The sequence below is a fragment of the Afipia carboxidovorans OM5 genome, from assembly GCF_000218565.1.
GTDB classification, from domain to species: Bacteria; Pseudomonadota; Alphaproteobacteria; order Rhizobiales; family Xanthobacteraceae; genus Afipia; species Afipia carboxidovorans.
The window spans coordinates 400,347-427,227 of sequence record NC_015684.1 but is presented as its reverse complement, the minus strand read 5'-3'; the positions used below and the strand labels follow the sequence as shown (position 1 = coordinate 427,227).

The window sequence follows — 26,881 nt, the reverse complement described above, 5'->3', positions numbered from 1 at the left end:
TAATATCGCCCGGCTGGTGATCAGGGGTCCTGCCGCTGCAGCGGCCTTGGCACCAGCGCAGGTTCGAGCGCCGGAATGAGGCGTGGCCGTTCGCGCTTCGCCGGCAGGCCGCGATAGACCTGCTTCGTCGCCTCAACGAGCAATACGCCCGGGAACGGCGACGACAGCGCCGATCCCACTTTCTCCCAGGCAGGGGCCGAGCGCAGCATCCAGCCCTTATCGACCGGCGGCATGAACAGCGCCTCGCTCCACGCCACCGGCGTGAACCACGTCTGCCGCAAAAGCTGAATCAGCTGCGTGCGCGAATAAGGCTGACCGTGGCCGAACGGCGTGTTGTCGCCGCGCGCCCAGACCCCGCGACGATTGGGCACCACGACCATCAACCGGCCTGACGGCGCGAGCACGCGCCAGATCTCACGCATGAAATTTTCCGGATCGTCCGACATCTCGAGCGCATGCACGAGCAGGATGCGATCGAGCGCCGCATCCGGCAGGGGCAATGACAGTTCATCGACGAGCGTGGAGAGCGTTGGCCGCGCGGTCGGCCATTTCAGCACGCCCTGCGTCGCCGGCATGAATGCAAGACAGCGCTCGCAGCTATCGCGGAACAAGCCGAGATACGGCGTCGGATAGCCGAAACCAAGCACGCGCTGCCCGGGCGCGTCCGGCCAGTGGTTCTGAATGCCGCGCCAGATCATACGCCGCACAACTGTGCCGATACGCTGGGAATAGAAGCCACGAAGATCGATGACGTCGACGGTCATGGGGCCTTTTACCACGCACGCAGCGTCTGCATAAGGCATCGCTGTCGCGGCGCGGGGTTTAACCCTGTCGCATGGACATGCTAAACAGCGAGCATTCTCGACAAAGTGGAGCGACCATGGCTGCTGAAATCCGTGTTTTCCCGTGCCTCAGCGACAATATCGGCTATCTCATCCACGACCCCGTGACCAAGGCGACGGCGGCCATCGACGCGCCGGACGCGAAGCCGATCATCGCCGCGCTGGAGCGCGAAGGCTGGCGGCTGACGGACCTTCTCATCACCCATCATCACGCCGATCATACCGACGGCATCGCCGAGCTGAAGGCGAAGTACAAATGCCGCGTCGTCGGCCCCTACGAGAAGGGTGTGCGGATCGACGGGCTCGATGTTCACGTCAAGGAGGGCGACACCGTCAAGGTCGGCAATCTCGTCGCGCGGGTGTTCGAGACGCCCGGCCATACGCTCGATCACATCAGCTACATGTTCGACGACGCGCATGCGCTGTTCTGCGCCGACGTCATCTTCTCGATCGGCTGTGGGCGCGTCATTGAAGGCACCTATCCGATGATGTGGGAGTCGCTCCTGAAACTGCGCGCGCTGCCGAACGACACCCGTGTCTATTGCGGCCACGAATACACCGCCTCGAACGTCAAATTCGCGCTGGGCATCGAGCCGAACAATCCGGCACTGAAGAAGCGCGCCGAGGAAGTGACGAAACTGCGGGCGGAAGGCAAGCTCACCATTCCCTCACTGATGCGCGACGAGAAGGAAGCCAACGTGTTCCTGCGTGCCGACGTGCCTGCCGTTGCCGCCGCGCTCGGCATGAACGGCAAGACGCCGGCAGAGGTGTTTGGCGAAATCCGCGAGCGCAAGAACCGCGCCTGATGAGCGGCGCATCGCTCACGGCGGCCGAGGTGATTGCCCGTCTCGGCCTGACGCCGCACCCGGAAGGCGGGCATTTCTGCGAGACCTTTCGCGACGCCCGCACCGATGCGAACGGGCGCGCTTTATCTACTGCGATCTACTTTCTGCTGGCCGAAGGCGAACATTCGCACTGGCACCGTGTCGATGCGGTCGAGAGCTGGCACTATTACGCGGGCGACCCGTTGACGCTCGGCATTGTCGAGAACGGCACCCGCCGCGACATCCTGCTGGGTGCGGACCTTGCGGCAGGCGAAATGCCGCAAGCCATCGTGCCGGCAGGTGCATGGCAGGCGGCGCGGCCGCTCGGGAAGTGGACGCTGGTCGGTTGCGTGGTCGCGCCGGGATTTACGTTCAACGGTTTTGAGTTAGCCACACCGGATTTCGATCCGCTCGCCTGACTCTGACGCACTTCCTGCACACCAGTCTCTAAAATTTATCTCGTATTACGACTTAATCGCGCATCCCATTTGGGCGGACCAAGGTACCAATCTTTCCGCTTGCCATGTCTTGTGAGCAAGGGTGCCTTGAGAAAAATTTGGTGCTGCAACGCGATTTCACTCACAATCGCGTGTGACGTTCGCGCTTTCCGACAACCGCCTTGCCACACACTTCACACGGCATGCAGACTTTTGACGTGGACACTCCACCGCAGGCTGGGGATGTACCGCGTTTCAAATACGTCGCACCATGTGAGGAGAACCAATGAAAAAAGGATTGGCTGTCTTGTCCATCATGGCCTTGGGTTGCGGGAGCGCAGCAGGCGCTCCATTCACGATCGAGGAAGCGTCGATTGCATCGATCCATAACGCCATCCAGACCAAGGAGACCACCTGCGCGGCGATTGTCGATCAGTATCTGGCGCGGATCGAAGCCTATAACAAGAAAGGTCCGGCGCTCAACGCCGTCATCACCATCAATCCGAAAGCGCGGGATATCGCCGCAAAGCAGGACGAGGAGTTTGCAAAGACCGGCAAGCTCGCGCCCTTGGCCTGCATCCCGGTGGCGGTGAAAGACAACTACAACACCACGGATTTGCCGACGACCGGCGGCAACCTTCTGTTCAAGGACACCATTCCGTCGCAGGAAAGCGCGGTCACCAGCAGGCTGCGCGCTGCAGGCGCGATCATCCTCATGAAGACCAATCTGCATGAATTCGCGTTATCCGGCACGACGGTGAGTTCGCTCGGCGGCCAGACGCTGAACCCTTATGATTTGACGCGCACGCCGGGTGGCTCGAGCGGCGGCACCGGCGCGGCCGTGGCAGCGAACTTCGCGGCCGTCGGCCTTGGCACCGATACGGTGAACTCGATCCGCTCGCCTTCGTCCGCCAACAGTCTTGTCGGATTCCGGACCACGAAAGGCCTTGTCAGCCGCGCGCATGTCATTCCGGTCTCCAGCACGCAGGATGTCGTCGGCCCGATCGCGCGCTCGGTTTCCGATGTCGCTGCGATGCTCGACGTACTTGTTGGCTACGATCCGGCTGATCCTGTCACGGCGCGAGCCATCGGCCATATCCCTTCCTCTTATACGGAAGCCCTCAACGCCGCCGGACTGAAAGGCGCGCGCATCGGCGTGCTGAAATCCTTCGTCGGCAAGGAGCCGATCCATGCCGAGGTGACGGCTGCTTTTGACAAGGCGGTCGAGGCCTTCAAGGCTGCCGGCGCAACGGTCGTGGAGATCGACGATTCGTTCTTCGATGCCGGTACCTTCAACCGCGATTACGACGTCCAGAAATGGGAGTTCAAACCGCTCTTCAATGCCTACCTCGCCTCCCTCGGCGATCGCGCGCCGGTGAAGAGCCTTACCGATCTGATCGCTTCCGGCCAATACGACAAGCAGACGCTGGAGAAATTTCTCACCGCAAGCAACGCGATCGAAAATCCCGGGCAGGAGAAGGATTATCTCGCGCGCCTTGCGAAGCTCGACGATCTGCGTGATCGCCTGCTCAACCACATGGCGAAGAACGAACTCGACGCTGTGATCTATCCTGAGCAGATGCGCCTTGTCGTTCCCATCACCGAGACCAATCAGGCCGACCGCACCGGCATTCTCGCGGCACTGACCGGATTTCCGGCGATCACGGTGCCGATGGGATTTTCCAAGCCCGGCCAGAACGCGCCAATCGGGGTGCCGATCGGTCTCGACATGATCGGGCGGCCGTTCACCGAACCGCTGTTGATCAAATACGCCTATGCTTTCGAGCAGGCGACCAAGGCGCGGCGCCCGCCACAGAGCACGCCGCCGCTTACGAAATAAGGTACGCAGGAATCTGAAGCCCTCGCCGCTCAGCCTCGCGGCGAGGGCTTCTTCCAGAGCGCATCCTTCGCTGCAAGAAGGCCGCCACCCGCAATCAGCAGCGCAGCAAGGCCGAGCGATGAGGTCGGCTTGGCATAGCCTACGACGACCAACAGCAGCGTCGACAGCAACGGTGTTGCATAAGACGCCGCACCGAGAAGACGGATGTCGCCGCGCTTCATGCCGATATCCCAGGCATAGAAAGCAAGGCCGACCGGGCCGAGACCTAACGCAAGAATCGCCAGCCACTGCGTGGCCGTCTCCGGCATTACTGTTTTCTCAATGACGATATGCGTGAGTGCGGCCAGCACCGCCGTCACCGCACAGAAGCCGGTGACGGCATCGGTCGGCACCTGGCCAAATTTACGCGACAGCACCGAATAGGCGGCCCAGACGAACGCTGCCCCAAGCGCGACGATAAAGCCCGGCGCATAGCGACCCTCCAATGCGCCGCTGAGATCGCCATCGAACAACATCACGACACCCGCGAATCCGAGAAGGGCGCCGGCCACGTGATGGAGCGCGAGCCGTTCGCCCGGCAGCCACGCCGACATCAGCACGATGAGAAGCGGCCATAGATAGTTCAGAAGGCCGGCTTCCGCCGGCGGCGCAAGGCGCAGCGCCAGAAAGTAGAGCGCGTGATAGCCGAACAACCCGCCGATGCCGACGAGCCATACCACCGGCCGCTGGCGCAGGGCGACGATCGCAGAAGGCCGCGCGATCCAGCCTGCCATGCTCGCAAGCGCACCGATTGCAAACGTCATGGCGAGGAGTTGAAACGGCGGGATCGTCCCGGTTGCCACCGTGAGCGCCGCGAGTGCCGACCACAGCACCAGCGCGACAAGGCCGATCAAAGTCGCAGTGGAAGAACGCATGTCTCACGCAGGCGGCATCGCCGCAGTTCAATCAGCAATGCCGCCGGTGGCGCGCTTTCATTATGCGAGATATTGCCCGCCGTTGACCGACAGTGTCGAGCCGGTAACAAAACCCGCATCGTCGGATGCGAGGAATACCACGGCGCGCGCAATCTCGCTTGGCTCACCGAGCCGGTTCGCCGGAATCAGCGGCAGGATCTTCTGTTCGAGCACATCCTTCGGCACCGCCTGCACCATCTCGGTGTTGATGTAGCCAGGGCAGATCGCATTGACAGTGATGCCGCCGCGCGCGGTCTCGAGCGCAAGCGCCTTGGTGAAGCCGATGTCGCCTGCCTTCGAGGCCGAATAGTTGACCTGGCCGAACTGCCCCTTCTGACCATTGATGGAGGAGATATTGATGATGCGTCCGAACTTGCGTGCACGCATGCCCTCGATCACCTGCCGCGACATATTGAACAGCGATCCGAGGTTGGTGTTGATCACGGCATTCCATTGATCGAGCGTCATCTTGTGAAACGGCACGTCACGCGTAATGCCGGCGTTATTGACGAGCACGTCGATCGGCCCAACTTCGCTTTCGACCTTCTTCACGCCGTCGGCGCAGGCATCGAACGACGCGACATCCCATTTGTAGACGGCGATCCCCGTCTCGGCCTTGAACTTCGCGGCCGCCTCGTCGTTGCCGGCATAGCTCGCCGCAACCTTGTAACCGGCCTCTTTCAGCGCCTTGCTGATAGCCGCTCCGATGCCGCGGGTCCCGCCCGTCACCAATGCCGTGCGCGTCATGACGTCCCTCCGAATCCAACTTGCGTTACGCTACCCGATCATCACGACAGCCCGGCGATCAAACGTCAAACCAAAAAAGAATGCCCGGCTGAAAAACCGGGCATCCTTTGGTCGACGCAATGCCGCGCAGACAGGCGGCATCTTGTATGCCAGAGATCAGTCGCGCTCCACGCACATGGCAATGCCCATGCCGCCGCCGATGCAAAGTGTCGCGAGCCCTTTCTTGGAATCGCGCTTCTGCATCTCGAACAGCAAGGTCGTCAGTACGCGCGCACCGGATGCACCGACCGGGTGGCCGATCGCGATGGCGCCGCCATTGACGTTGACCTTCGAGGTATCCCAGCCGAGATCCTTGTTGACCGCGCAGGCCTGTGCGGCAAACGCCTCGTTCGCCTCGATGAGGTCGAGGTCCTCGATCTTCCAGCCGGCTTTCTGCAGCGCACGGCGCGAGGACGGGATCGGCCCGGTGCCCATGATCGAAGGATCGACGCCGGCCTGCGCCCAGGAGACGATGCGGGCAAGCGGGGTCTTGCCTTCCTTCGCCGCCCGCGATGCCGTCATCAGGACAAGAGCGGCCGCGCCGTCATTGATGCCCGACGCATTGCCTGCGGTGACGGAGCCTTCCTTCTCGAAGGCCGGGCGCAGCTTCGCCATCGCCTCAAGGGTCGCGCCGTGGCGCGGATATTCGTCGGTGTCGACGGTGATCTCGCCCTTGCGCGACTTGACGATGAACGGCACGATCTCGTCCTTGAACCGGCCGGCTTTCTGCGCCGCTTCCGCCTTCTGCTGAGAGGAGACGGCGAATTCATCCTGCTGCTGGCGGGTGATCTGATATTGCTTGGCGACGTTCTCGGCGGTGGTACCCATGTGATAGCCGTTAAAGGCATCCCACAGTCCATCCTTGATCATGGTGTCGATCAGTTCGGTGTTGCCCATCTTCACGCCACCGCGCAGATACTGCGCATGCGGGGCCATGCTCATGGATTCCTGGCCACCGGCGACGGCAATTTCGGAATCGCCGTTCTTCAACGCCTGATAGCCGAGCGCGACCGCCCGCAAGCCTGAGCCGCAGAGCTGGTTGATGCCCCAGGCCGGGCTTCCGACCGGAATGCCAGCCCTGATCGACGCCTGACGCGCCGGATTCTGACCCTGCCCCGCCGTGAGAATCTGACCCATGATGACTTCTGAGACCTGCGAGGGGTCGACGCCCGCGCGCTCGAGAGCACCCTTGATTGCGACAGCGCCGAGTTCATGCGCCGGCACAGTGGCAAACGCACCGTTGAACGAGCCAACCGGAGTACGGGCGGCGCTGACGATGACGACATCGTCTGACATGGGCAATCTCCTTGACAATGAAGCACGAGGCTAGGACCGAACCGGCGCGGGCGCGCCGGGTTATCCCTTTAGCTTATCCCTTTCCGGCGGAACGGCCAGACGCCAGATCGCAACTTTGGTCGAGAATGAGCATTTGCGGGCCATGGCCCACATTAACCGGCGGGGAACAAAACGGTAGCCGAGCCTTTCCGAACGTGCTTACTTTCGGCCCGCATCCTTTAGCCCTGCGAGAGTTCCTGGCTTTCATTCCTGCAGCGTGTGAGTTCATGGCGAAATCCGACCACCCGATTACGATCAAAAAATACGCCAACCGGCGCCTCTACAACACCGGCACCAGCACTTACGTCACCCTCGAAGACCTCGCGAGCATGGTCAAGGACGGTGAAGACTTCCTCGTCTATGACGCCAAGACCGGCGAGGACATTACCCGCTCCGTGCTCGCCCAGATCATTTTCGAACAGGAAAACAAAGCGGGACAAAACCTTCTGCCGACCACCTTCCTGCGCCAGTTGATCCGCTTCTACGGCGACAGCATGCAGATGGTGGTGCCGAAATATCTCGAACAGTCGATCGAGACGCTGACGCGAGAGCAGGAAAAATTCCGCAAGCACATGACCGACACTTTCAGCGGCACGCCGTTTGCGCCGCTCGAAGAACACGTCCGCCGCAACATGGAAATGTTCGAGCGGACGTTTGCCATGTTCAAGCCGTTTGCCGCGCCGACCCGCAATGCGAGCGAGACACCGACCTCATCCTCGCCCGAGCAATCGTCGGACAATACCGACATCGATGAGCTCAAGCGCCAGATGAAGGAAATGCAGGAGCGGCTCGAGCGGATGTCGAAGCCCTCGGGCGAGTCGAGCTGACGCCTTTCTTTCACTTGCCGATATTTTCAAGATTGATGCAAAGGCCGGGACAACCCCGGCCTTTTTTTGCGCGGCGTAATAGCGGCCGAGGTGACGCTCGGCAAAGGGGCAGGCTAGTCTCGCTTTGAGCGATTCGCTCGATCACCCCTCCGGAGCCTCCGATGCACAACCCCGGCCGCAAGCTCGCCTTTGTTCTCGCCTCCTCGAGCCACGGCACGATGATCGTGAACCGGATGGACCGCCATATGGTCAGCGCCGATGCGGGCTACGGCGTCGGCTTTCAAATTCTGGAAACCGGCGCTTTCGATCCTGGGGAGGTCAACCTCGCGCTTCAGACCCTGGCTCTGCGGCGGCGCCATTACGGCGACGGCGTCGTTGCCCTCGATTGCGGCGCCAATATCGGCGTCCATACCATCGAGTGGGCGGCAGCGATGACCGGCTGGGGATCGGTGCTCGCGATCGAAGCCCAGGAGCGCATCTTCTATGCACTCGCCGGCAACATCGCGATCAACAACTGCTTCAACGCCATCGCCATCAATGCGGCCGTGTCGTCGGAGAGCGGCACAATGCAAGTCCCCAACCCGGACTATCTCACGGCGGCAAGTTTCGGCAGCCTCGAAATGCGCCAGAGCCCGACCAATGAATTCATCGGCCAGCCGATCGACTATTCACCAGACGCCACCGTCGAGGTGCGCAAGCTCGCGATCGACGGCTTCAACCTGCCGCGACTCGACTTCATCAAGATCGACATCGAAGGTATGGAGATGGAAGCGCTGGAGGGCGCCGCTCAGACGATCGGCCGGACACATCCGATCCTGTTGATCGAGTCGATCAAGACCGACGGCGCGCAGTTGCATGCATGGCTCGAGCGGCAGGGTTACGTCATCACGCCGGCAGGCATCAACGTGCTGGCGATTCACAGCTCGGATAAAACGCTCGGCGATCTTCGGCGGGAATAGCGCGCCGCGAAAGCTGCTGCGGGGAAACTTACGTCGTCTCCCACGGCCTCTGCGTCGAAGCGAGGCTGGTGAGCCGGCCCTGGATGTAATCGCAGCCCCAGCCCTGCAGCAGGGCAGCCGCCTCTTCATCTTGCACCCATTCGGCGACGGTCTTCAGCCCAAGCCGATGGGCAAGATCGACCATGGTCTGCACGAAGGCGCGATCGTCGGCCGAGCGTGCGATATTTTGCACAAACGCGCCGTCGATCTTGACGATATCGACGCCAAGCTTGCGCAGGTTGCGGAACGAGGTGTAACCCGCACCGAAATCGTCGATCGCAATGCGGCTTCCGAAATCCTTGAGGCGGGTGACAAACCCGCGGACGTCGTCGATATCCTGAATCGCGACCGTCTCGGTGATCTCGACGATCATCCGCTCGGCCACGCCGGGATGCGCATGAAACAGCGTATCGATGCTCGCCCACCAGTCCGGATCAGTCGTGGTGTCGGGCGAGATGTTGAGACTGAGCTCGACCTGAGGCGAGCGCGCCAGTTCGTCTACGACAAGTTCGAGCACCCGATGATCGACAAGCCGGATCAGACCGAGCTTTTCGGCGACCGGCACAATGTCGGGTGCGAGCGAAGCTTCGCCGCCGCTCTGGCGCAGACGCACCAGACACTCGTAAAAGGCCGGCTTGCGCGAGGCCGTCTCAACCACCGGCTCGAACGCCATGACGACACGGTTCTCGTTGAGCGCGGTGACGATTTCATCGGTGACGCGGATATTGGCGCGGCGCTGCGCATCGCGCTCGACATCGGGATGCCAGACGAGGAACGAGCCGTGGCGGCGCGCCTTCGCAGCCTCGAGTGCTTCCTGTGTTCGGCTCATCGCCTCATCCGCAGTACGGGCATAGCGCGGCGCGGAGATCGCGCCGATCGAAGCCGTAAGCGACACCGGGCCTGAGGCCGTCGGTACCACCTCGTTGCGGATGCCGGCAAGAAACCGCTCGGCCGCGATCTGCATTTCGTCGGCGCTGCAGTTCTTCAGGATGAGCCCGAACTTGTTGCCGGAAAAGCGTCCCAGCACATCGCCGCCACGCAACCGCGCGCGGAGCCGCTGCGAGACTTCGCAGATCACCTCGTCGGCGACATCGAAGCCGAACGCTTCATTGAGACGCGCAAGGTGATCGATGCCGAGCAGCATGAAAGCAAACGAGGTGCGAAACCGCGACGCCTCCTCCAACGCCTCGGCCAGCGCCGCGACCAGATGCGTGCGATTGAGATCACCCGTCAGCGGATCGTGCTGCGAGAGTTTGCGCAGTTGCTCATCATGGGCATGACGTTCGTTGTTGAGGCGCAGGATGCCCCGCACATAGGCCGGGCTGCCATCGGCGGCCGCGAACCACCGGCCGGTCTCCTCGACCCAGATCACCGGCGCCGACATCCGCGCCCGGATCCCATATTCGATCTGATAGTAGACGCCCTGCCCCTGATCCTGCCCCGAACCGCCCATCACCGCCTCGCGACGGACGTGCGGATGCGGCTCAATCAGTTTGGCGAATTCCGATCCCCACGCGAGCGCCTCCACCGGCACCCCCGGCAGGACCTCCTCGATGTTCGCGCTCCACGACAGCGAGTCTCCCACGATGTCCCAGGTGAACGTCGCCTGCCCCAGACACGAGAGAACCGTATCGACGGCATCAGACTGGCCGCGAGGGCCAGCCCCCGGCAGGGAGATCGCAGATGATGTTTGAGCTGCGGACACCGTGCTTCGATCCGGAACAACCTGAATGATTCGTTGAAGAGCATAGAACTTTAGGTGGGCCGGAGCCTAGGCGCCGTTCCTAAACAAGATGCAAAAACAAAGCCCGGCATCGTTCCTTCCCAGCCGGTACGACCATGATGCCCCGTCAGGCATAATCCTTGCGAGGCCCTGATCGAGGCGGCTTTCATGTCTCATAACGGGACAGGCCGCGCGATGGAATCGCAACAATGGTAGCGGGGATTTCACCACGACAGGAAATAGCGGGTGCCCCGCGCGCCGCAGCCCGCCCGTCGTCCGCGAATGCCCCGGCCGCATCGGCCACGACGGCGCTGGTGCCGACCACCCCGCCATCGCGTGAACTGCCTTCGCGTTATGCAAGGCCACGCCCTGAGGCGCCTTTCGTGATGCATCTGATCGCAACCGCAGACCACGCACCGCAGACGCGGCGACTGCGGCAGGCAACGCCAGGCGAGGGCATCGCACGATATACCGCCACGCGTGGCGCGCTGACGCCTGCCGCCGCGAATGGATCGCGGCTCAAGGATATCGTCTGACGTTTGCTGGGATCAGTCCCGGCGCGGGATGATCGGTGGCGGACTCGCCGACGTGTCCGGCTTCGGTGACGGCTCGACCTTCAACACCTCTCCGACATCGGAAAGCGTCGCCGTATCCAGTGACTCCGCCTGCGGTGCGCTGTCGATCGCGGGCGTAATGACTTCCATCTGCGGGTGATGCGAGGGCGACGTCTCGTCGCGTGACGGCGCCCGCGTCTCCACATGCACGGGAGCAGGCGCGGGTGCGGGCGGTGGTGAAGATGGTTTTGCGACCGGAGCCACCACCATGCCATCCGCTTCAGCGGCCCGCCGCATGGCACGTCGCGCCGCGCGATGGCGAAGCCCGAGCGTCAGACCACTCAGAAAGTCCACTGCGGCAAGCACAACCAGCAGGAAGAAGGCCGACGTGCCGAACGGCGCAAGCCAGAGGAATTCGGCGGCAGCGGCCACGAGCACGATCAGCGACAGAAGGTGATCCATCGCGTATTTCGCGCCGGGCCGCGAGGCACGCGCAAATTCGAACATCAGAAGGAAGATACCGAGCGTCAGCACGAGGTCGTTGAAGCTGACGTCCCACGCGACGCCGGACAACAGCGGCAACGTGAAAAGCGGCGCGGTGAAAACCGCGCCGGGCATCAGGAAAACAACGATGTTGTAGATCGCGATCGGGATGAGGAGCAGCGGGAAACCGATCGTCGGCATCGGCAAAGCCTTCTGTGGCGCAAGCGGCCCCAAAACGGGGCCCCGAAACCGGCCGCCTTACATCCCCACGGCCAACAACCGCGGCGCGTGCGCCGCGATTGGAATCCTAGCCTTAGTCTTCCTTCTTCACCTTCAAAACCTGACGGCCCTTGTACATGCCGGTCTTCAGGTCGAGGTGATGCGGACGACGCAATTCGCCGGAATCCTTGTCTTCAACGTAGGTCGGCTTCTTGAGCGCATCGGCCGAGCGGCGCATGCCGCGGCGGGATGGCGAGGTTTTTCTGCGGGGAACGGCCATTGTCGTCGTCCTTCAAGCGAAAGCAGACCCGCCCTCGGGTGCCTTCGGGAAATTTCGGTTGAGGCCGCGCTTATAGAGGATGCAGGCCGCGGATGCTAGGCCCGGAGCGGCTGAAAATGCTCGGAAATCAAGAATTCCGGCTCCAGCAGGCGGAAATCGCGGCCGAACGAGCCCGCGCCGTATAGGTACCCGCCAGACGGCGGATATGGGCGCTGGGCGCGCGGGCGCTCCGGGTTACCGGATTGGGCAAGGTCGCCGCGAGAAGCGCGGCCTGATGCGGCGAAAGCGCTCCCGCTCCCTTGCCGAAAGCATGGCGGGCGCCCGCCTCGGCGCCGAACTGCCCATTGGGTCCCCATTCGGCAACATTCAGATAAAGCTCAAGAATCCGCTTTTTCGGCAGAATAAAATCGATCCACAGCGCCAGCGGGAACTCAAGCGCCTTGCGCACGTAGCTGCGCCCCGGCCACAGAAATAGGTTCTTGGCGACCTGCTGGGTGATAGTCGAACCGCCGCGCGCTACCTCGCCGTCCTCGGCATCCTCCAGAATGTCGCTGATCGAGCCCCAATCGATACCGCGATGGCTGCAGAACCGCGCATCCTCCGCCGCCACCACGGAGCGCGGCAAGGCCGGCGAGATCGCCTCGATATCGACCCAGGTCCGCGTGACCGGCGCGCCGGTCAGATAGCGGCCGACCATCAGGAGCGACACCGGATGGCCCACCGAGTAGACCGGCACCAGAACATAGGGCAGCAGCAGGATGGCGAGAGCCAGCAGCAAGACCGCTCGGATCGGGTGTCTGATCGGGAATTTCATGGGCGGCTGCAGACCCTCAAAGCCGCGGAGGTGGGGACAGGCGGACCTTCCCCATAGCAGACGCGGCAGAGGGTGCCGAATCCCGCTCCTCCCCTATCCTCGGAATTGACGCGACCGCTTTCATGCAGGCATGGTCCCGCCAAATTTTGGAGTTTTCGATGACCACGGCCCCGACCCAGACCGCCCCAACCCAGGATTTCAGCAAGCTGCTCGACGCCACCGCAGCCGACACCGAGGCGCTGCTCGACCGGTTGCTGTCGGAGCGGCCCGAGCAAGGCGAGATCGAGCGGCCGCACCGGCTGATCGAGGCGATGCGCTATTCGAGCCTCAACGGCGGCAAGCGGCTGCGGCCATTTCTCGTGGTGGCAAGTGCTGCGATATTCAACGTCCCGCGCGAGGGTGCGCTGATGGCCGGCGCAGCGCTCGAGTGCATCCACTGCTACTCGCTGATCCACGACGATCTGCCCTCGATGGACAATTCCGATCTGCGGCGGGGACGGCCGACCTCGCACAAGAAGTTCGACGAGGCGACCGCGATCCTCGCTGGCGACTCGCTGCTCACACTCGCGTTCGACATCATCACCCGCGATGAGGTGCATCGTGACCCGACGGTGCGGCTGTTGTTGACACGCGCGCTCGCACGCGCCGCCGGCATCGGCGGCATGGCGGGCGGTCAGATCATGGATCTCGCGGGCGAAGGCCGCTTCGGTGACAAGGAGCCGCCGGATGTCGCGAAGCTCCAGCAGATGAAGACCGGCGCGCTCCTGAAATACGGCTGCATCGCCGGTGCGCTGCTCGGTCAGGCATCAAAAGACCAGTACGCGGCACTTGACGCCTATGGTCATGCGTTTGGCGAGGCCTTCCAGATTGCCGACGACCTTCTCGACGTCGAGGGCGATGCGGCCGCGCTCGGCAAGCCTGCCGGACAGGACGCGGCACTCGGCAAGACCACCTTCGTCACCCAACTCGGCATTGACGGTGCGAAGCGCCGCCTGCAGGACCTGCTAAGCCAAGCCGATGCGGCGCTGGCGCCGTTCGGTGCCAAGGGCGATACTCTGCGCGCCGCCGCGCGCTTCGTCGCGGAGCGTCAAAACTAAGGGTTATATGGCGCAAAACAAACCCGCCCCCGGCACCAGAAGCGCGCCTCGCGACGACGATCGCCTTGCCCGCTTCCGGCGCATGCCGAAGGTTGTGCGGATCGTTTATGCCCGGCCGCGCTTCTTCATCGCATTCGCCGTCGGCCTTCTCGCCGTATTTCTCCTGCCCGCCGCGCTGCCGTCGACCACGCGGCTGCTGATCGGCTGGGACATTGCACTCGCGCTCTATCTTGCGCTCGCCTACACCACGATCTGTCTTGGCGCGCACACCAACATTCGCCACATCGTCGCGAGACAGGACGACGGCCGCTTTCTCGTGCTGGCGCTCACCTCGATCGCCGCCTTCGCAAGCCTCGCCGCCATCGTGTTCGAGCTTGCCGCGCCCCATCGCGGGGCGATACAACTCGCGCTGGCGGTGACAACCATCCTGATGTCGTGGATCGCGATCCACACCACCTTCGCCTTGCATTACGCGCACGAATATTATCGTGGTGAGAAGCCCGGCGGCCTTGCGTTTCCGGGCGGGCACGATCCGGACTATTGGGATTTTGTCTATTTCTCGTTCGTGATCGGCATGACGGCGCAGGTCTCCGATGTCGGCATCACCGACAAGATGATTCGCCGTACGGCAACCGCACACGGGATTACATCGTTCTTGTTCAATACCGCGCTGCTTGCGTTGATGGTGAATATCGCCGCGAGCGCGCTCTGATCGGATAGCTGACTTCAGTGACCCACACCTTCCTGACGTTCCTTCTGGTCCTCAGCGTCCTTGCGGCCTCGGCGACGGTGGCGCGGCGCCTCGATCTCACGCCCGCGATCGTATTTCTTCTGGTCGGCATCGGGTTGGCGCTGGTGCCGGGATTTCCGCCGATCCAGATGGAGCCCGAAGGCGTGCTGCTTCTGGTGCTGCCGCCGCTGATCTATTCGGCCGGCGTGTCGATGAGCTGGCGTGAGTTCAAGTGGAATCTGCGCCCCATCGCGCTTCTCGCGATCGGCTGCGTGATCTTCACGACCTGCGCCGTCGCCATCGCTGTGCACTTCGCACTCGATCTGCCGTGGAGCATCGGCTTCCTGCTCGGCGCCATCGTCTCCCCGCCTGACGTGGTCGCGCCGCTCGCAATCGCCCGCAGGCTGCACCTGCCACACCGCATCCTCGTGGTGCTCGAAGGCGAAGGCCTCGCGAACGACGCCACCGCGCTCATCCTCTATCGCTTCGCGCTGCTTGCGGTTTCGACCGGCACGTTCTCATTGCCATCCGCCACTGTCGCCTTCGGCATGATTCTGGTCGGCGAGGTTCTGTTCGGCCTTCTCGTCGGCTGGCTCAGCCTGCGGCTGCGGCAACTGGCACACGATCCGCGTGTCGAGATCACGTTGTCGCTGCTCACGCCTTATCTTGCCTTCTGGGTGCCCGAGCACGCGGGCGGCTCCGGCGTGCTCGCGACGGTCGTCGCGGGCCTTTACGTGAGTTGGAACGGCCCGCTGCTGATTTCCGCAGCCACACGCCTACAGGGCATCTTCTTCTGGGATTTCGCGATCTGGCTGATCGAAGGCGTTCTCTTCCTCATCGTCGGCTTTCACACCCGCCTTCTGATGGAAACCTCGAAGACACTGCAGATCGGCACAGTTCTCTCCGCAATCGCGATCACGACCAGCATCGTCATTCTTGCCCGCTTCATCTGGGTGTTTCCGGGCGCCTATCTGCCGCACCTCCTGAGCTCGCGCATCCGCAAGCGCGAGGAAATCCCGCACTGGCGCGGCATCACCATCATTGGCTTCACCGGCATTCGCGGTGTGGTGTCGCTCGCAGTCGCGCTGGCGCTGCCGATGACGCTCGCCAATGGCGATCCGTTTCCGTATCGCGACCTCATCCTTCTGGTGTCGTTCGGTGTGATCTTCATCACTGTCGTCGGGATCGGCAGCACGCTGCCCTTCGTCGCGCGCACGCTCGGCGTCGCCGAATACGGACATTTCGAAGCGAAGCACGAACGCGAAAAGGAAATCGCCGCGCGGCGCGAGCTTGTTACGGCCTCGCGCAAGGAGCTTTCCCGGATCATCAAGGAGCGCGAGCTACCCGAGAGTCTCGCGCGCTTCCTTGAGGTGCGGCACGAAATGCGCGTGCGGGCCCTGCCCGATGCGCCGCCCAAGGAGGGAGAGTTCACACCTGCGACGCGAGGCGCAATTATGGTGCGGGAGATTATTGCGATCGAGCGCAAGCAACTGCACAAGCTGCTGCGCGAGGGGAAGATCACCGACGAAACGCGCCGGCGCATCGAGCGTGACCTCGATCTCGAAGAAGCCGTCGTCGATAATCGCGAGAACAATACGCCGCTATAGAGAGCCGGCGTCATTCCGGGGCGCGAGCCACGCGAGCGAACCCGGAATTTTTTGGCCCATTTACAGATTCCGGATCGGCGCGCGGCGCGAGCCATCCGGAACGACTGTGAGCGGCTTATTCCGCCGCGGTGACGGTCGATGGCTTGGCCGGCGCGCCGCCATAACGCTGCTCGATATAATCGATCACCAGCGCCTTGAAATCGGCGGCGATCGTAGCGCCGCGCAGCGTGCGGAATTTCTGACCATCGACGAACACCGGCGCTGCCGGCGTTTCGCCGGTGCCGGGCAGCGAGATGCCAATATCGGCGTGCTTGGATTCGCCGGGGCCGTTCACGATGCAGCCCATCACCGCAACGTTGAGCTGCTCGACGCCGGGATAGCGGTTACGCCACGCCGGCATTTCCTCGTTGATGAACGCCTGAATGTCGCGCGCGAGCTCCTGGAATACGGTCGAGGTGGTGCGGCCGCAGCCGGGGCAGGCCGCCACAAGCGGTACGAAGGTGCGGAAGCCCATGGTCTGCAAAATTTCCTGCGCGACCTTCACTTCCAGCGTGCGATCCCCGCCGGGCTCAGGCGTCAGCGAGACGCGGATGGTGTCGCCGATACCCTCCTGCAGCAGAATACCGAGCGCGGCTGAGGATGCGACAATACCTTTCGAACCCATGCCGGCCTCGGTGAGGCCAAGATGGATCGCGTAATCGGAACGCGCCGCGAGTTCGCGATAGACCGCGATCAGGTCCTGCACGTTCGAGACTTTCGCCGACAGGATCATCTTGTTCTTGGGCAGGCCGATCTCTTCGGCGCGTTGCGCCGACAACAACGCCGACTGCACCATGGCCTCGCGCGTCACCGCGCGGGCATCGATCGGGTTCGGCGACTTGGCGTTATCTTCCATCAGGCGCGTCAGCAGTTCCTGATCGAGCGAGCCCCAGTTGGCGCCGATACGCACCGCCTTGTTGTTCTTGAGCGCGATCTCGACGATCTCGGTAAACTGGGTATCGCGCTTGTTCTTGAAGCCGACATTGCCGGGATTGATGCGATACTTGGCGAGCGCGGCCGCGCAGGCCGGATATTCCGACAGAAGCTTATGGCCGATGTAATGGAAATCGCCGATCAGCGGCACGTCGACGCCAAGCTTGTCGAGCTTCTCACGAATGTGAGGCACGGCCGCCGCCGCCTCTTCGCGGTCGACCGTGATGCGAACCATTTCCGAACCGGCACGCGCGAGCGCCGCGACCTGCTTCACGGTCGAGTCGATATCGGCCGTATCGGTGTTGGTCATCGACTGCACGACGATGGGTGCGCCGCCGCCGACCTTGACGTTGCCGACCGTGACCTGAACGGTCTGGTGGCGGCCTTTCGGCCCGGCCGGGATTTCTTTCATGCCCTCCTGAGGGCGGGCTCGCAAATCGACATCGGTCATGGCGTTGAAATATCAGCTTTGTGTGACGGCCGGCCAAACGCCGGCGCAGAGGGATTGTCTATCAGAAAAGCCCCGGCGATGACCAGTGAAGGCCCTTTCAGGAGTCGGCCGGCTTTTTCTCCGATCTTTCCTAGATGGGCGCCAAAAACGGCTTTGCAAAGGAGGATTTGGCAAGCCTGGCGCGGTTTTCAGGCACGCGGCTGGCAATGGCCGCACAAACCGGTGATCTCCACCACTGAGAGTTTTGGTGAAAATCCGGTTCCCTCGACTACCTCGGCGACACCCTTGACGATCGGCGCCGCCGGAATCTCGCCCACCGCCCCGCATCGCTCGCAGATCAGGAGCGCCACCACGGGAGATGCCTCATGGTTATGGACGCAAGCGAGGAAGGCATTACGGCTCTCGATGCGATGGACAAGCCCATTGTCCATCAGGAATTCCAGCGCCCGGTAGATGGTGATCGGCGCCGGACGGGGCATCAGGCGGGCCAATTCGTCGATAATCTCATAGGCGCCGAGCGGTTTATGGCTCGCGAGCAGCGCCTGCAGCACCTGCCGGCGGATCGGGGTGAACTTCTGCCCCCGCGCAGCGCAGTGCTGCTCGGCATGGGCCATCGCGGTCGAGGCGCAGTGGTCGTGATCGTGATCGGGGGCCGGAAAGGCAGACTTGAGCGACATGGCGGCGCCTTTATTGCAGCCATGCTGCGCAGCATAGCTATATATTTCAATATGTTACGATAGCTCAGGCGCCCTCATCTGCGTCCCGACCAGAGGTTCCTATTGCATCGCAACATAGCGGACCTAGCTTTTCGCTGACGATCGCAACGCTGCGGTCATGTGGACCATATAGTACTCGCTCGGAACACAGGAAGCAGGCCCGTGACAACAACCCTGAAATCCTATCTCGACACCCTCGCCCCCTGGGTTATCGCCGGCGGCAAGCCTGCCGAGGCGACCACCAAGAAAATCAATCTCGCCCTACAGGGTGGCGGCGCGCACGGCGCCTTCACCTGGGGCGTGCTCGACCATCTTCTCGCAGACGGGCGACTGGAGATCACCGGGCTCTCCGGCGCATCGGCCGGCGCGGTCAACGCGGTGATGCTGGCTGATGGCCTCGCGCGGGGCGGGCCGGAGGAGGCACGCAAACGGCTCGGCGAGTTCTGGCGCGCGGCAAGCGTCGGCGGCGACCTGCCTCCGGTGCAGCGCGCCATCACCGACCGGCTGTTCTCGATCTTTCCGTTTGCGAGTTCGCCGGTGCAGAACTGGTTCGAGACCATGTCGCGCTATTTCTCGCCCTACGATTTCAACCCGCTCAACATCAATCCGTTGAGCGAACTGATCGCGCGCTTCGTCGATTTCGAGGCGATCCGAAAAAGCGGTATCGCCCTCTACGTCTCCGCAACCAACGTGCACACCGGGCGGCTCAAGGTGTTCTGCCGCGATTCGATCGACGCCGATGTGGTGATGGCCTCCGCCGCGCTGCCTTACCTGTTTCGTGCTGTCGAGATCGACGGCGTGCCGTACTGGGACGGCGGCTACATGGGCAATCCCGTGATCTTCCCGTTCCTGCAGGCGACCGACAGCGAGGACGTGCTGGTGGTGCAGATCAACCCGGTGTCGCAGGACTTCACGCCAAAGACCTCCGCCGAGATCGTCAAGCGGCTGAACGAGATCACCTTCAACTCGGCGCTAATTTCGGAATTGCGCACCATGGACTTCGTCAATCAGTTGATCGACGACGGCCGCCTGCCGCGCGGCAAGGGCCGCAACCAGTACCGGCGGCTCAACGTCCACCGCATCGACCTCGGCGCGTTTGCCGCCAATCTCGACGGGCAGAGCAAACTGAAGACCGACTACGATTTCTTTGAATCGCTGCACGAGGAAGGCGTTCGCGCCGCCAAGGCGTTTCTCGATGCTCATTTCGACGACATCGGAGAGCGCGGCACGCTCGATCTCACCGCGGAATCCGGCGTGGAATGGGCTTAAACGCCTGCGCGGAGCGGGGAAAACCCCGATTCCGCCGCCGTTCCGGGTGTGAAGCCAGCCTTCAATTTTGCTAGCGTGCGGCATCATGACGATGCACGCCCCATACCCCGACACGCCCGCAACACCAGAGCCGAAGGACACGGCGACCGCGCGCGTCACGCCGATGATGGAGCAGTACCTCGAGATCAAGGCCGCCAATCCGGGGTTGTTGCTGTTCTACCGGATGGGCGACTTCTACGAATTGTTCTTCGAGGACGCCGAGACCGCATCGCGCGCGCTCGGCATCATGCTCACCAAGCGCGGCAAGCATCAGGGTGAAGACATCCCGATGTGCGGCGTGCCGGTCGAGCGCTCCGACGACTACCTGCATCGCCTGATCGCACTCGGCCATCGCGTTGCGGTGTGCGAGCAGATGGAAGACCCAGCCGAAGCGCGCAAGCGTGGCGCGAAGAGCGTGGTGCGGCGCGACGTGGTGCGGCTCGTCACGCCCGGCACGTTGACAGAAGACAATCTTCTCGACGCCAAGACCAACAATTACCTGATGGCGATCGCACGCACCCGCGCCTCCAACGGCGACGATCGTCTCGGCCTCGCGTGGATTGACATCTCGACCTCGGAATTCACCGTCAGCGAATGCAGCGCGAGCGACCTTGCCACCACGCTTGCGCGCGTCAATCCCAACGAGATTATCGTGCCGGACGCGATCTTCGGCGACGAAACGCTCGGCCCGACCTTGCGCGAGCACACCGCGGTGACGCCGCTGACGCGCGACGTGTTCGACAGCGCAAGCGCCGAACAGCGACTGTGCGATTACTTCGCGGTCGCCACAATGGATGGGCTGGCCACCCTGTCGCGGCTCGAAGCGACTGCTGCGGCTGCGGCCGTGACCTATGTCGAGCGCACGCAGGTCGGCAAGCATCCGCCGCTCTCGCCGCCCGCACGCGAGGACGCCGGCACGACGCTTGCGATCGACCCCGCGACGCGCGCCAATCTCGAACTCACCCGCACGCTTGCGGGCGAGCGGCGCGGCTCATTGCTCGACACCATCGATCTCACCGTGACGGCTGCCGGCTCGCGCCTGCTTGCACAACGGCTTGCCACGCCTCTCACCGACATCGCCGCCATCACACGGTGCCACGATGCCGTCGCGGCGTTTGTCGCTGACACCGCCGCGACTCACGACTTGCGCACGATCCTGAATGCCGCGCCTGACATGTCGCGCGCGCTGGCGCGGCTTTCGGTTGGGCGCGGCGGCCCGCGCGATCTCGCAGGATTGCGCGACGGCATTCTCGCTGCCGATGCCGCGATTGCCCGGCTCGCCCAGATGAACTCGCCGCCGCAGGAAATCACAACGGCAATCGCCGCACTGAGGAAGCCTTCGCGCGATCTTGCTGAAATCCTCGCCCGCGCACTCGCCGAGCAATTGCCACTGTCAAAGCGCGACGGCGGTTTTGTGCGTGAGCGTTACGACGCGACCCTCGACGAGACCCGCTCGCTACGCGATGCCTCGCGCCTCGTCGTCGCATCGATGCAGGCGCGCTATGCCGAAGACACCGGCGTCAAGGGCCTCAAGATCAAGCACAACAATGTGCTTGGCTATTTCGTCGAGGTCACCGCGCAGCACGGCGACAAGCTGATGGCCGCGCCGCTTAACGCGACCTTCATCCACCGGCAGACACTGGCGGGGCAGGTCCGCTTCACCACCTCCGAGCTCGGCGAGATCGAGGCCCGCATCGCCAATGCGGGCGACCGTGCGCTCGGCCTCGAGCTTGAGATTTTCGAGCGGCTCTGTGCCGAGGCCATTGCCATCGGCGACGATCTGCGCGCCGCTGCTCACGCCTTCGCCGTGCTCGATGTTGCAACATCACTGGCGCGGCTTGCCGTGGAGCAGGATTACGTTCGCCCCGACGTCGACGACTCGCTTGCGTTCAGTATCGAAGGCGGCCGTCATCCCGTCGTCGAGCGCGCGCTGAAGCGCGACGGCCAACCGTTCATCGCCAATAGCTGCGATCTGTCGCCCGCGCCGTCGCAGGCCAATGGCCAGATCTGGGTCCTCACCGGCCCCAACATGGCGGGCAAATCGACCTTCCTGCGCCAGAACGCATTGATCGCCCTGCTCGCGCAGATCGGCAGTTTCGTGCCCGCGAAGCGCGCGCGGATCGGCGTTGTCGATCGCCTGTTCTCACGCGTGGGCGCGGCCGACGATCTGGCGCGCGGCCGTTCGACCTTCATGGTGGAGATGGTCGAGACCGCCGCGATCCTCAATCAGGCAGGTGAGCGCGCGCTGGTGATTCTCGACGAGATCGGGCGCGGCACCGCAACCTTCGATGGCCTGTCGATCGCCTGGGCCTCGATCGAGCATCTGCACGACGCCAACAAATGCCGCGCACTGTTTGCGACGCACTATCACGAACTCACCGCGCTCTCGGCAAAATTGCCGCGTCTGTTCAACGCCACAGTGCGAGTGAAGGAATGGCACGGCGATGTCGTGTTCCTGCACGAGGTATTGCCGGGCGCGGCGGATCGATCCTACGGCATTCAGGTTGCGAAGCTTGCAGGCCTGCCGCCTGCAGTGATCGCCCGCGCCAAGACGGTGCTTGCCAAACTCGAGGCGCAGGACCGTAGCTCCGGCGCACAGACCTTGATCGACGACCTGCCGCTGTTCGCAGTGACCGCACGGGCAAGCGAAAGCGAGGAAGTCTCCTCGCCCAAGGACACCGCGCTAATCGAAGCGCTCAATGCGATCGAGCCGGACGAGTTGACCCCGCGCGAAGCATTGGATGCGCTCTACGCGCTGAAAGGGAAGCTGCCGAAACAAGGCTAAAGCGTTTTCAAGCGAAGTGGGGACCGGTTCGCGTGAAGAAAACGCGTTGAAACAATAACTAGAGTCCCGCTTTGATTCCATCAAAGCGGAAAAGCCTCTAAAGCGGCACACCGGCGCGACGCAGCAACAACGTCGCCGCATTCCACGATATCGAAAACAGAAACGCGAGACACAGCGCGAGCGGTGGGCCGATCGGCACCGCCGCCAGATTCAGTACCGCCATGCACAGGCCGAAGCCAAGCAGGCCGACGAGGCTGTGCGCCATCACCGCCGCTGTCGCCTTGCCGCCAACCCGGCGGTGCAGGATTAGCATGGTGGCCGTGAAGGTCGCCGGGAACGACGCGAGGATTCCCGTCTTCTCAGGTCCGATAGTAAAGCTCAGCGTCACCACCGCCGCGATCAGTACACCGACCAAGACAGCGCGCAACAGAAGATCGGACCATCGCATCGGCAGGCGCGGCATCGGCGCCTCGCGAAACGCGCGCACGAGGAAGAAAAACGCCGCGACCACTACGACATTGGCCGCGATGGCCGGCGTCAGTGTCCATGCCGTCTGGCTGAAGAGATAAGTCATCATGAACCAGACCAGCAGACCGACAGCGACGCTAAGCCATGGGCCAAACCGTTGCGCCATGATGACGAAGGTCGCCGTGTAGAACGCGGTCGGGACGTTGTTGTAAACGCTGGTCAGCGCCGCCCGCGCCACGAAGGATGCCTCGTGATCGAGGGCGATGAAGATATAGGCTGGACCGGTCGAGACCGGCAGCGTCACGATCAGCGAGCCGATGAACGCCCCGGCACGCTCGGCAATCACCGTTGCCACGATGACAAATCCGGCGGCGACAACCACTTTCAGTGCGAGCGTTAAAAGGAAATACCCGTCGGCGGGCATTATGAAGCGCCCGTCACACCCTCTGCATCGAGACGTGGAAAGCCTTCGGTCCGCTCTTCACGGTTTGATACACGACGCAATAGCGCTCGGTGAGCTTGAGGAGTTGATCGAGCTTTTCCTGCGGCGCGTCGGTATCGACATCGAAGCGCAGGCGGATTTCAGCGAAGCCGACTGGAGCTTCCTTGTCGACGCCAAGCGTGCCGCGGAAATCGAGATCGCCCTCGGCGCTGACGAAGCCTGCCTTGAGCGGAATATCGATCGCGGTCGCAACCGACTTCAGCGTCACGCCGGCACAGGCGACCAGCGCCTCGAGCAGCATGTCGCCCGAGCATAACTCGAGACCAGAGCCGCCGGTCGCCGGATGCAGGCCAGCCACCGCCAGCGCACGCCCGGTCTCGACCTTGCAGGCGATGCCTTCATTGTCGATCGAGCCCTTCGCCTTCAGCGTGATGTAGGCGGACTTCGGATCGGCCTTGTAACGCTCCTTGATCGGCGCCTGCATGGCGCGCAACTGCGTCGAATCCATCTCTCGGTCTCCGGGATATGCGGGAATCGTCAAAGCGATGTTCGGAGGCGCTTTACCACCACATCGCAGCGCCTGTCACGGGCTGTTCGCCCGCCGGCGGTGCACGATCAAGCGAGCGGTCGAGCGCATTCAGAAGGTCACGCTTGACCGCCTCGAACAGCGGCGAGGCCCGGTCGCGCGGACGTGCCAGCTCGACCTTGACCTCCTCGAACAGGCGGCCGGGGTGCGGGCGCATCACCATCACCCGGTCGGCCAGCACCACGGCTTCCTCGACGTCATGCGTGACGAGAAGGAGGGTCGGCTTGGTGTCGGCCCACAGATCGAGCAGATGATCCTGCAGGTCGGTGCGGGTAAACGCATCGAGCGCAGAGAACGGCTCATCGAGCAGCAGCACCTCGGGGCGTGGCACCAGCGCGCGCGCGATCGCGACACGCTGCGCCTGCCCGCCTGACAGTTCGCGGGGCCAGGCGTCCGCCTTGTCGAGCAGGCCGACGCGGTCGAGCGCGGCCTCGGCGCGCTTGCGCCGCCGCGCTCGCGTCTCACCCTCGAGTCCGAAGGCGACATTCTCGATGACGCTGAGCCAGGGCAGAAGCCGCGGCTCCTGAAAGATGATGCCGATCTTCTCATGCGGCGCGGCAATAGTTTCGCCGTCGAGCGTGATGGTGCCGGAGGTCGCGGTACCGAGGCCCGCGATCGCCCGCAGCAGCGTGGACTTGCCGCAGCCGGAGCCGCCGATCACGGCCACGATCTCGCCGACCCCGATGCGCGCGGAGAAGCCCTGCAGCGCATCGACGCCGTTCGGATAAACCTTGCCGACGTGATCGAGGACGAGCATCGCTTACGCCTTTCCGCCCTGCGAGGAGAAGGCGTCCTGCCAGCGCAAGAGCGGCGCAAAACCAACCTGAATCAGCCAATCGGTGAATTTTCCAAGCAGCGCGAACACGATGATCGCAGCAAGAATTTCCGCGGGCTTGCCGAGTTGCTGGCCGTCGATCAGGAGATAGCCAAGGCCCTCCGAGGCGCCCATCAGCTCGGCCGCCACGACGAACATCCAGCCAAGACCAAGGCCGGAGCGCAGCGAGACGACATAAGACGGCAGCACCGCGGGCAGCAGGATGCGCCGGATCATCGCCGGGCCGGAAAGGCGGAAGGTGCGCCCGACCTCGACGATCTTGCGGTCAACACCGAGCACGGCACCCATCAGGCCGAGATAGATCGGGAAGAACACGCCGACCGCGATCAGCGCGACCTTCGACATCTCGAAGATGCCGAGCCACAGAATGAACAGCGGCACCCAGGCGATCGAGGGGATCGCCCGCAACGCCTGCAGCGTCGGATCGAGAAGCCGGCGCGCCAGGGCCGAATAACCGCACACCGCACCAAGCACGGTACCGAACAGCACGCCGAGCCCAAAGCCCGCGCCGACGCGCCAGGAGGTAATGAAGATGTGGCGCCACAGCTCGCCGCTGCGGGCAAGCTCCTCCATCATCTCGAAAATCTTGCTCGGCGGCGGAACGAGGCGGCCGTTCGAAAGGCCGACAGCAACCGCAAGCTCCCAGCCGACCGCGATCACGACCGGTACGATCAGGCCGAGCGCCGGCTTCGCCCAGCGCGACCACCGTCGCGAAGGGGCCGCAGCCACGTCAATGGCCGGAGCCGAGGAGGTTTCGAGTGTCATGGCCATAGCTAAGATCGTGTCTCTGCCCAAAATGCAAGGCAGTTTGCGCTGCGCGGGCCTCCTTTATAGAGGTCGCGCAACGCCCGTTTCGTCGAGGGGCTTAAAAATCCGCGTGCGGCCCTGCCCATCGAGCCACGGCGGAAAGACGCTTACTCCGGAAGCGGGACTTCGACGAGCAGGTCGTCGACGTTCTTCTTCACGTCGGCGCTGGCGGCGATCACACCGGCCTTCTGCAGCGCAAAGCCGGCTTCGAGGATCGCCTCACGCTGCTGTGCGCCGATCTTGCTGAACGACAGATCGGTACGCTCCTTCAACTGCTTGTCGACCACGACGTCGGGCAGCTTGGTGACGCCGATAAAGTCGGCCTTCAGCTCGTCGTAGTGAGCGATGGAATATTTCCGCGCCACCTCATAGGTCGCGAGCACACGGCGGACGATCTCCGGATTGTCCTTCAGGAACTGTTCGCGGACGTTGAGGATGCCGAAAGTGTTGGCCTCGGGCTTGCGATAGAACAGCCGCGCACCGTCCTCGATCTCGGCCTGCGCCATCATCGGATCGAGGCCCGCCCACGCATCGACGTCGCCACGAACAAGCGCGGTCTTGCCATCGGGATGCTGCAGCAGCACCGGCACGATATCTTTCTCGGTCAGGCCTGCATCGAGAAGCGCGCGGACGAGAAAGATGTGCGGATCGGTGCCGCGGGTGACCGCGACGCGCTTGCCCTTGAGATCGGCGACGGTCTTGATCGCGGTATCCTTGCCGGTGACGAGCGCCGTCCATTCAGGACGCGAATAGGTGTAGATCGACTTGATCGGGTTGCCGTTGATGCGCGCAACGAGCGCCGCCGAGCCCGCGGTGGAGCCGAAATCGAGCGAGCCTGCGTTGAGGAACTCAAGCGCCTTGTTGGAGCCGAGCGTCTGCACCCAGACGATCTTGATGCCGTCCTTGGCGAATTCCTTTTCGAGAAGGCCCTGCTTCTTCAGGACGATGGCGACGGGGTTATAGGTCGCCCAGTCGATGGCGATCTGCGTCGGCTTGTCGGCGGCGCTTGCCGCTCCCGACGCCACGATCGCAACCGCAGCGCCGAGGGTGAAAGCGCGCCGAGACAAGGTGGTCATGAGTCACTCCAATGCGATGATTTGTGCAAATGGCTAAGGATTGCGCTTGTTCTTCAAGGCGTTATCATCAAGAGTCAATCGGAAAA

General features: G+C 63.1%; 26 protein-coding genes. 11 read left to right on the top strand and 15 right to left on the bottom strand.

The genetic code is table 11. The features are described 5' to 3' along the window. Window positions 1–20 precede the first annotated feature (20 nt). A complete protein-coding gene (locus OCA5_RS02060; protein WP_012561284.1) occupies window positions 21–764 on the bottom strand; it encodes a class I SAM-dependent methyltransferase in 744 nt (247 codons plus the stop codon). Between the two features lie 116 nt (window positions 765–880). On the opposite strand from OCA5_RS02060, the gene gloB reads away from it, so the two are divergent. The 3 genes from gloB to OCA5_RS02045 all read left to right on the top strand — a co-directional run bounded on the left by gloB (window position 881) and on the right by OCA5_RS02045 (window position 3,943). Then, the gene (gene gloB, locus OCA5_RS02055) at window positions 881–1,648 is read left to right on the top strand and encodes a hydroxyacylglutathione hydrolase (RefSeq protein ID WP_012561285.1); all 768 of its coding nucleotides are present in this window, start codon (window positions 881–883) and stop codon (window positions 1,646–1,648) included. Then, window positions 1,648–2,085 (top strand): cupin domain-containing protein, encoded by a 438-nt coding sequence (locus OCA5_RS02050; RefSeq protein WP_012561286.1) that lies wholly within the window; start codon window positions 1,648–1,650, stop codon window positions 2,083–2,085. The genes gloB and OCA5_RS02050 overlap by 1 nt, the downstream gene beginning before the upstream one ends. Before the next feature lie 304 nt (window positions 2,086–2,389). Then, complete coding sequence (locus OCA5_RS02045) at window positions 2,390–3,943, top strand: amidase (RefSeq protein WP_012561287.1); 1,554 nt, start codon at window positions 2,390–2,392, stop codon at window positions 3,941–3,943. A gap of 29 nt (window positions 3,944–3,972) precedes the next feature. On the opposite strand, the gene yddG is transcribed toward OCA5_RS02045, so the two are convergent. The 3 genes from yddG to OCA5_RS02030 all read right to left on the bottom strand — a co-directional run bounded on the left by yddG (window position 3,973) and on the right by OCA5_RS02030 (window position 6,978). Beyond that, window positions 3,973–4,857, bottom strand: a complete 885-nt coding sequence (yddG, locus tag OCA5_RS02040) for an aromatic amino acid exporter YddG (protein WP_012561288.1) — start codon at window positions 4,855–4,857, stop codon at window positions 3,973–3,975. 60 nt (window positions 4,858–4,917) lie between these two features. Beyond that, the gene (gene phbB, locus OCA5_RS02035; protein ID WP_012561289.1) at window positions 4,918–5,643 is read right to left on the bottom strand and encodes an acetoacetyl-CoA reductase; all 726 of its coding nucleotides are present in this window, start codon (window positions 5,641–5,643) and stop codon (window positions 4,918–4,920) included. Between the two features lie 156 nt (window positions 5,644–5,799). Continuing rightward, entirely contained in the window at window positions 5,800–6,978 is a 1,179-nt protein-coding gene (locus OCA5_RS02030) for an acetyl-CoA C-acetyltransferase (protein ID WP_012561290.1), read from the bottom strand. A gap of 266 nt (window positions 6,979–7,244) precedes the next feature. On the opposite strand from OCA5_RS02030, the gene phaR reads away from it, so the two are divergent. Further along, window positions 7,245–7,844, top strand: a complete 600-nt coding sequence (gene phaR / locus OCA5_RS02025) for a polyhydroxyalkanoate synthesis repressor PhaR (protein ID WP_012561291.1) — start codon at window positions 7,245–7,247, stop codon at window positions 7,842–7,844. A 161-nt stretch (window positions 7,845–8,005) separates the two neighbouring features. Next, a complete protein-coding gene (locus OCA5_RS02020; protein ID WP_012561292.1) occupies window positions 8,006–8,803 on the top strand; it encodes an FkbM family methyltransferase in 798 nt (265 codons plus the stop codon). Window positions 8,804–8,831: 28 nt separating this feature from the next. Here the strand turns inward: OCA5_RS02020 and OCA5_RS02015 are convergent, their stop codons facing one another. Then, window positions 8,832–10,547: a bifunctional diguanylate cyclase/phosphodiesterase gene (locus OCA5_RS02015; protein ID WP_012561293.1), complete on the bottom strand. Its 1,716-nt coding sequence runs from the start codon at window positions 10,545–10,547 to the stop codon at window positions 8,832–8,834. A gap of 401 nt (window positions 10,548–10,948) precedes the next feature. Here OCA5_RS02015 and OCA5_RS02010 point away from each other — a divergent pair, with 401 nt between their 5' ends. After that, a complete protein-coding gene (locus OCA5_RS02010) occupies window positions 10,949–11,101 on the top strand; it encodes a hypothetical protein (protein ID WP_244396118.1) in 153 nt (50 codons plus the stop codon). Window positions 11,102–11,113: 12 nt separating this feature from the next. On the opposite strand, the gene OCA5_RS02005 is transcribed toward OCA5_RS02010, so the two are convergent. The 3 genes from OCA5_RS02005 to mtgA all read right to left on the bottom strand — a co-directional run bounded on the left by OCA5_RS02005 (window position 11,114) and on the right by mtgA (window position 12,915). Next, window positions 11,114–11,803: a hypothetical protein gene (locus OCA5_RS02005; protein ID WP_013912777.1), complete on the bottom strand. Its 690-nt coding sequence runs from the start codon at window positions 11,801–11,803 to the stop codon at window positions 11,114–11,116. Between the two features lie 112 nt (window positions 11,804–11,915). Next, window positions 11,916–12,101 (bottom strand): 50S ribosomal protein L32, encoded by a 186-nt coding sequence (gene rpmF, locus OCA5_RS02000; protein ID WP_002718196.1) that lies wholly within the window; start codon window positions 12,099–12,101, stop codon window positions 11,916–11,918. 127 nt (window positions 12,102–12,228) lie between these two features. Next, window positions 12,229–12,915: a monofunctional biosynthetic peptidoglycan transglycosylase gene (gene mtgA / locus OCA5_RS01995; RefSeq protein WP_012561297.1), complete on the bottom strand. Its 687-nt coding sequence runs from the start codon at window positions 12,913–12,915 to the stop codon at window positions 12,229–12,231. Between the two features lie 158 nt (window positions 12,916–13,073). On the opposite strand from mtgA, the gene OCA5_RS01990 reads away from it, so the two are divergent. From OCA5_RS01990 to OCA5_RS01980, 3 genes are read left to right on the top strand one after another with little or no spacing between them, the layout of a single operon-like run. Beyond that, window positions 13,074–14,012: a polyprenyl synthetase family protein gene (locus OCA5_RS01990; protein ID WP_012561298.1), complete on the top strand. Its 939-nt coding sequence runs from the start codon at window positions 13,074–13,076 to the stop codon at window positions 14,010–14,012. A 7-nt stretch (window positions 14,013–14,019) separates the two neighbouring features. Further along, on the top strand, window positions 14,020–14,724 hold the full coding sequence (locus OCA5_RS01985) for a DUF1345 domain-containing protein (protein WP_012561299.1): 705 nt from the start codon (window positions 14,020–14,022) through the stop codon (window positions 14,722–14,724). A gap of 17 nt (window positions 14,725–14,741) precedes the next feature. Then, window positions 14,742–16,349, top strand: coding sequence for a Na+/H+ antiporter (locus OCA5_RS01980; RefSeq protein WP_012561300.1), 1,608 nt, complete (start codon window positions 14,742–14,744; stop codon window positions 16,347–16,349). Window positions 16,350–16,464: 115 nt separating this feature from the next. On the opposite strand, the gene ispG is transcribed toward OCA5_RS01980, so the two are convergent. Together ispG and OCA5_RS01970 are read right to left on the bottom strand one after the other, a co-directional pair. Continuing rightward, on the bottom strand, window positions 16,465–17,772 hold the full coding sequence (gene ispG / locus OCA5_RS01975; RefSeq protein WP_012561301.1) for a flavodoxin-dependent (E)-4-hydroxy-3-methylbut-2-enyl-diphosphate synthase: 1,308 nt from the start codon (window positions 17,770–17,772) through the stop codon (window positions 16,465–16,467). 188 nt (window positions 17,773–17,960) lie between these two features. Beyond that, window positions 17,961–18,449 carry a Fur family transcriptional regulator gene (locus OCA5_RS01970; protein WP_012561302.1) on the bottom strand — a complete coding sequence of 163 codons (489 nt, stop codon included), beginning with the start codon at window positions 18,447–18,449 and terminating at the stop codon, window positions 17,961–17,963. A 201-nt stretch (window positions 18,450–18,650) separates the two neighbouring features. Here OCA5_RS01970 and OCA5_RS01965 point away from each other — a divergent pair, with 201 nt between their 5' ends. Together OCA5_RS01965 and mutS are read left to right on the top strand one after the other, a co-directional pair. Beyond that, on the top strand, window positions 18,651–19,757 hold the full coding sequence (locus OCA5_RS01965; protein ID WP_012561303.1) for a patatin-like phospholipase family protein: 1,107 nt from the start codon (window positions 18,651–18,653) through the stop codon (window positions 19,755–19,757). Window positions 19,758–19,842: 85 nt separating this feature from the next. Next, a complete protein-coding gene (gene mutS, locus OCA5_RS01960; RefSeq protein WP_012561304.1) occupies window positions 19,843–22,581 on the top strand; it encodes a DNA mismatch repair protein MutS in 2,739 nt (912 codons plus the stop codon). 97 nt (window positions 22,582–22,678) lie between these two features. Here the strand turns inward: mutS and OCA5_RS01955 are convergent, their stop codons facing one another. The 5 genes from OCA5_RS01955 to OCA5_RS01935 all read right to left on the bottom strand — a co-directional run bounded on the left by OCA5_RS01955 (window position 22,679) and on the right by OCA5_RS01935 (window position 26,795). Further along, complete coding sequence (locus OCA5_RS01955; RefSeq protein WP_012561305.1) at window positions 22,679–23,473, bottom strand: hypothetical protein; 795 nt, start codon at window positions 23,471–23,473, stop codon at window positions 22,679–22,681. A 13-nt stretch (window positions 23,474–23,486) separates the two neighbouring features. Then, entirely contained in the window at window positions 23,487–23,999 is a 513-nt protein-coding gene (locus OCA5_RS01950) for an OsmC family protein (protein ID WP_012561306.1), read from the bottom strand. A gap of 52 nt (window positions 24,000–24,051) precedes the next feature. Continuing rightward, window positions 24,052–24,834: an ABC transporter ATP-binding protein gene (locus OCA5_RS01945; RefSeq protein ID WP_012561307.1), complete on the bottom strand. Its 783-nt coding sequence runs from the start codon at window positions 24,832–24,834 to the stop codon at window positions 24,052–24,054. Between the two features lie 3 nt (window positions 24,835–24,837). Continuing rightward, window positions 24,838–25,683 carry an ABC transporter permease gene (locus OCA5_RS01940; RefSeq protein ID WP_012561308.1) on the bottom strand — a complete coding sequence of 282 codons (846 nt, stop codon included), beginning with the start codon at window positions 25,681–25,683 and terminating at the stop codon, window positions 24,838–24,840. 143 nt (window positions 25,684–25,826) lie between these two features. Continuing rightward, entirely contained in the window at window positions 25,827–26,795 is a 969-nt protein-coding gene (locus OCA5_RS01935; RefSeq protein ID WP_012561309.1) for an aliphatic sulfonate ABC transporter substrate-binding protein, read from the bottom strand. Between the last annotated feature and the right edge of the window lie 86 nt (window positions 26,796–26,881).

Bases quoted from the DNA above. Each gene is read 5' to 3' on its own strand.
- OCA5_RS02020 (WP_012561292.1), top strand. From the start codon at position 8,006: ATGCACAACCCCGGCCGCAAGCTCGCCTTTGTTCTCGCCTCCTCGAGC.
- OCA5_RS01950 (WP_012561306.1), bottom strand. From the start codon at position 23,999: ATGGATTCGACGCAGTTGCGCGCCATGCAGGCGCCGATCAAGGAGCGT.
- yddG (WP_012561288.1), bottom strand. From the start codon at position 4,857: ATGCGTTCTTCCACTGCGACTTTGATCGGCCTTGTCGCGCTGGTGCTG.
- OCA5_RS01985 (WP_012561299.1), top strand. From the start codon at position 14,020: ATGGCGCAAAACAAACCCGCCCCCGGCACCAGAAGCGCGCCTCGCGAC.
- OCA5_RS02005 (WP_013912777.1), bottom strand. From the start codon at position 11,803: ATGCCGACGATCGGTTTCCCGCTGCTCCTCATCCCGATCGCGATCTAC.
- rpmF (WP_002718196.1), bottom strand. From the start codon at position 12,101: ATGGCCGTTCCCCGCAGAAAAACCTCGCCATCCCGCCGCGGCATGCGC.
- phaR (WP_012561291.1), top strand. From the start codon at position 7,245: ATGGCGAAATCCGACCACCCGATTACGATCAAAAAATACGCCAACCGG.
- OCA5_RS01945 (WP_012561307.1), bottom strand. From the start codon at position 24,834: ATGCTCGTCCTCGATCACGTCGGCAAGGTTTATCCGAACGGCGTCGAT.
- phbB (WP_012561289.1), bottom strand. From the start codon at position 5,643: ATGACGCGCACGGCATTGGTGACGGGCGGGACCCGCGGCATCGGAGCG.
- OCA5_RS01935 (WP_012561309.1), bottom strand. From the start codon at position 26,795: ATGACCACCTTGTCTCGGCGCGCTTTCACCCTCGGCGCTGCGGTTGCG.
- gloB (WP_012561285.1), top strand. From the start codon at position 881: ATGGCTGCTGAAATCCGTGTTTTCCCGTGCCTCAGCGACAATATCGGC.
- OCA5_RS02050 (WP_012561286.1), top strand. From the start codon at position 1,648: ATGAGCGGCGCATCGCTCACGGCGGCCGAGGTGATTGCCCGTCTCGGC.
- OCA5_RS01990 (WP_012561298.1), top strand. From the start codon at position 13,074: ATGACCACGGCCCCGACCCAGACCGCCCCAACCCAGGATTTCAGCAAG.
- mtgA (WP_012561297.1), bottom strand. From the start codon at position 12,915: ATGAAATTCCCGATCAGACACCCGATCCGAGCGGTCTTGCTGCTGGCT.
- OCA5_RS01940 (WP_012561308.1), bottom strand. From the start codon at position 25,683: ATGGCCATGACACTCGAAACCTCCTCGGCTCCGGCCATTGACGTGGCT.
- OCA5_RS02045 (WP_012561287.1), top strand. From the start codon at position 2,390: ATGAAAAAAGGATTGGCTGTCTTGTCCATCATGGCCTTGGGTTGCGGG.
- OCA5_RS02060 (WP_012561284.1), bottom strand. From the start codon at position 764: ATGACCGTCGACGTCATCGATCTTCGTGGCTTCTATTCCCAGCGTATC.
- ispG (WP_012561301.1), bottom strand. From the start codon at position 17,772: ATGACCGATGTCGATTTGCGAGCCCGCCCTCAGGAGGGCATGAAAGAA.
- OCA5_RS02030 (WP_012561290.1), bottom strand. From the start codon at position 6,978: ATGTCAGACGATGTCGTCATCGTCAGCGCCGCCCGTACTCCGGTTGGC.
- OCA5_RS01955 (WP_012561305.1), bottom strand. From the start codon at position 23,473: ATGCCCGCCGACGGGTATTTCCTTTTAACGCTCGCACTGAAAGTGGTT.
- mutS (WP_012561304.1), top strand. From the start codon at position 19,843: ATGACGATGCACGCCCCATACCCCGACACGCCCGCAACACCAGAGCCG.
- OCA5_RS01970 (WP_012561302.1), bottom strand. From the start codon at position 18,449: ATGTCGCTCAAGTCTGCCTTTCCGGCCCCCGATCACGATCACGACCAC.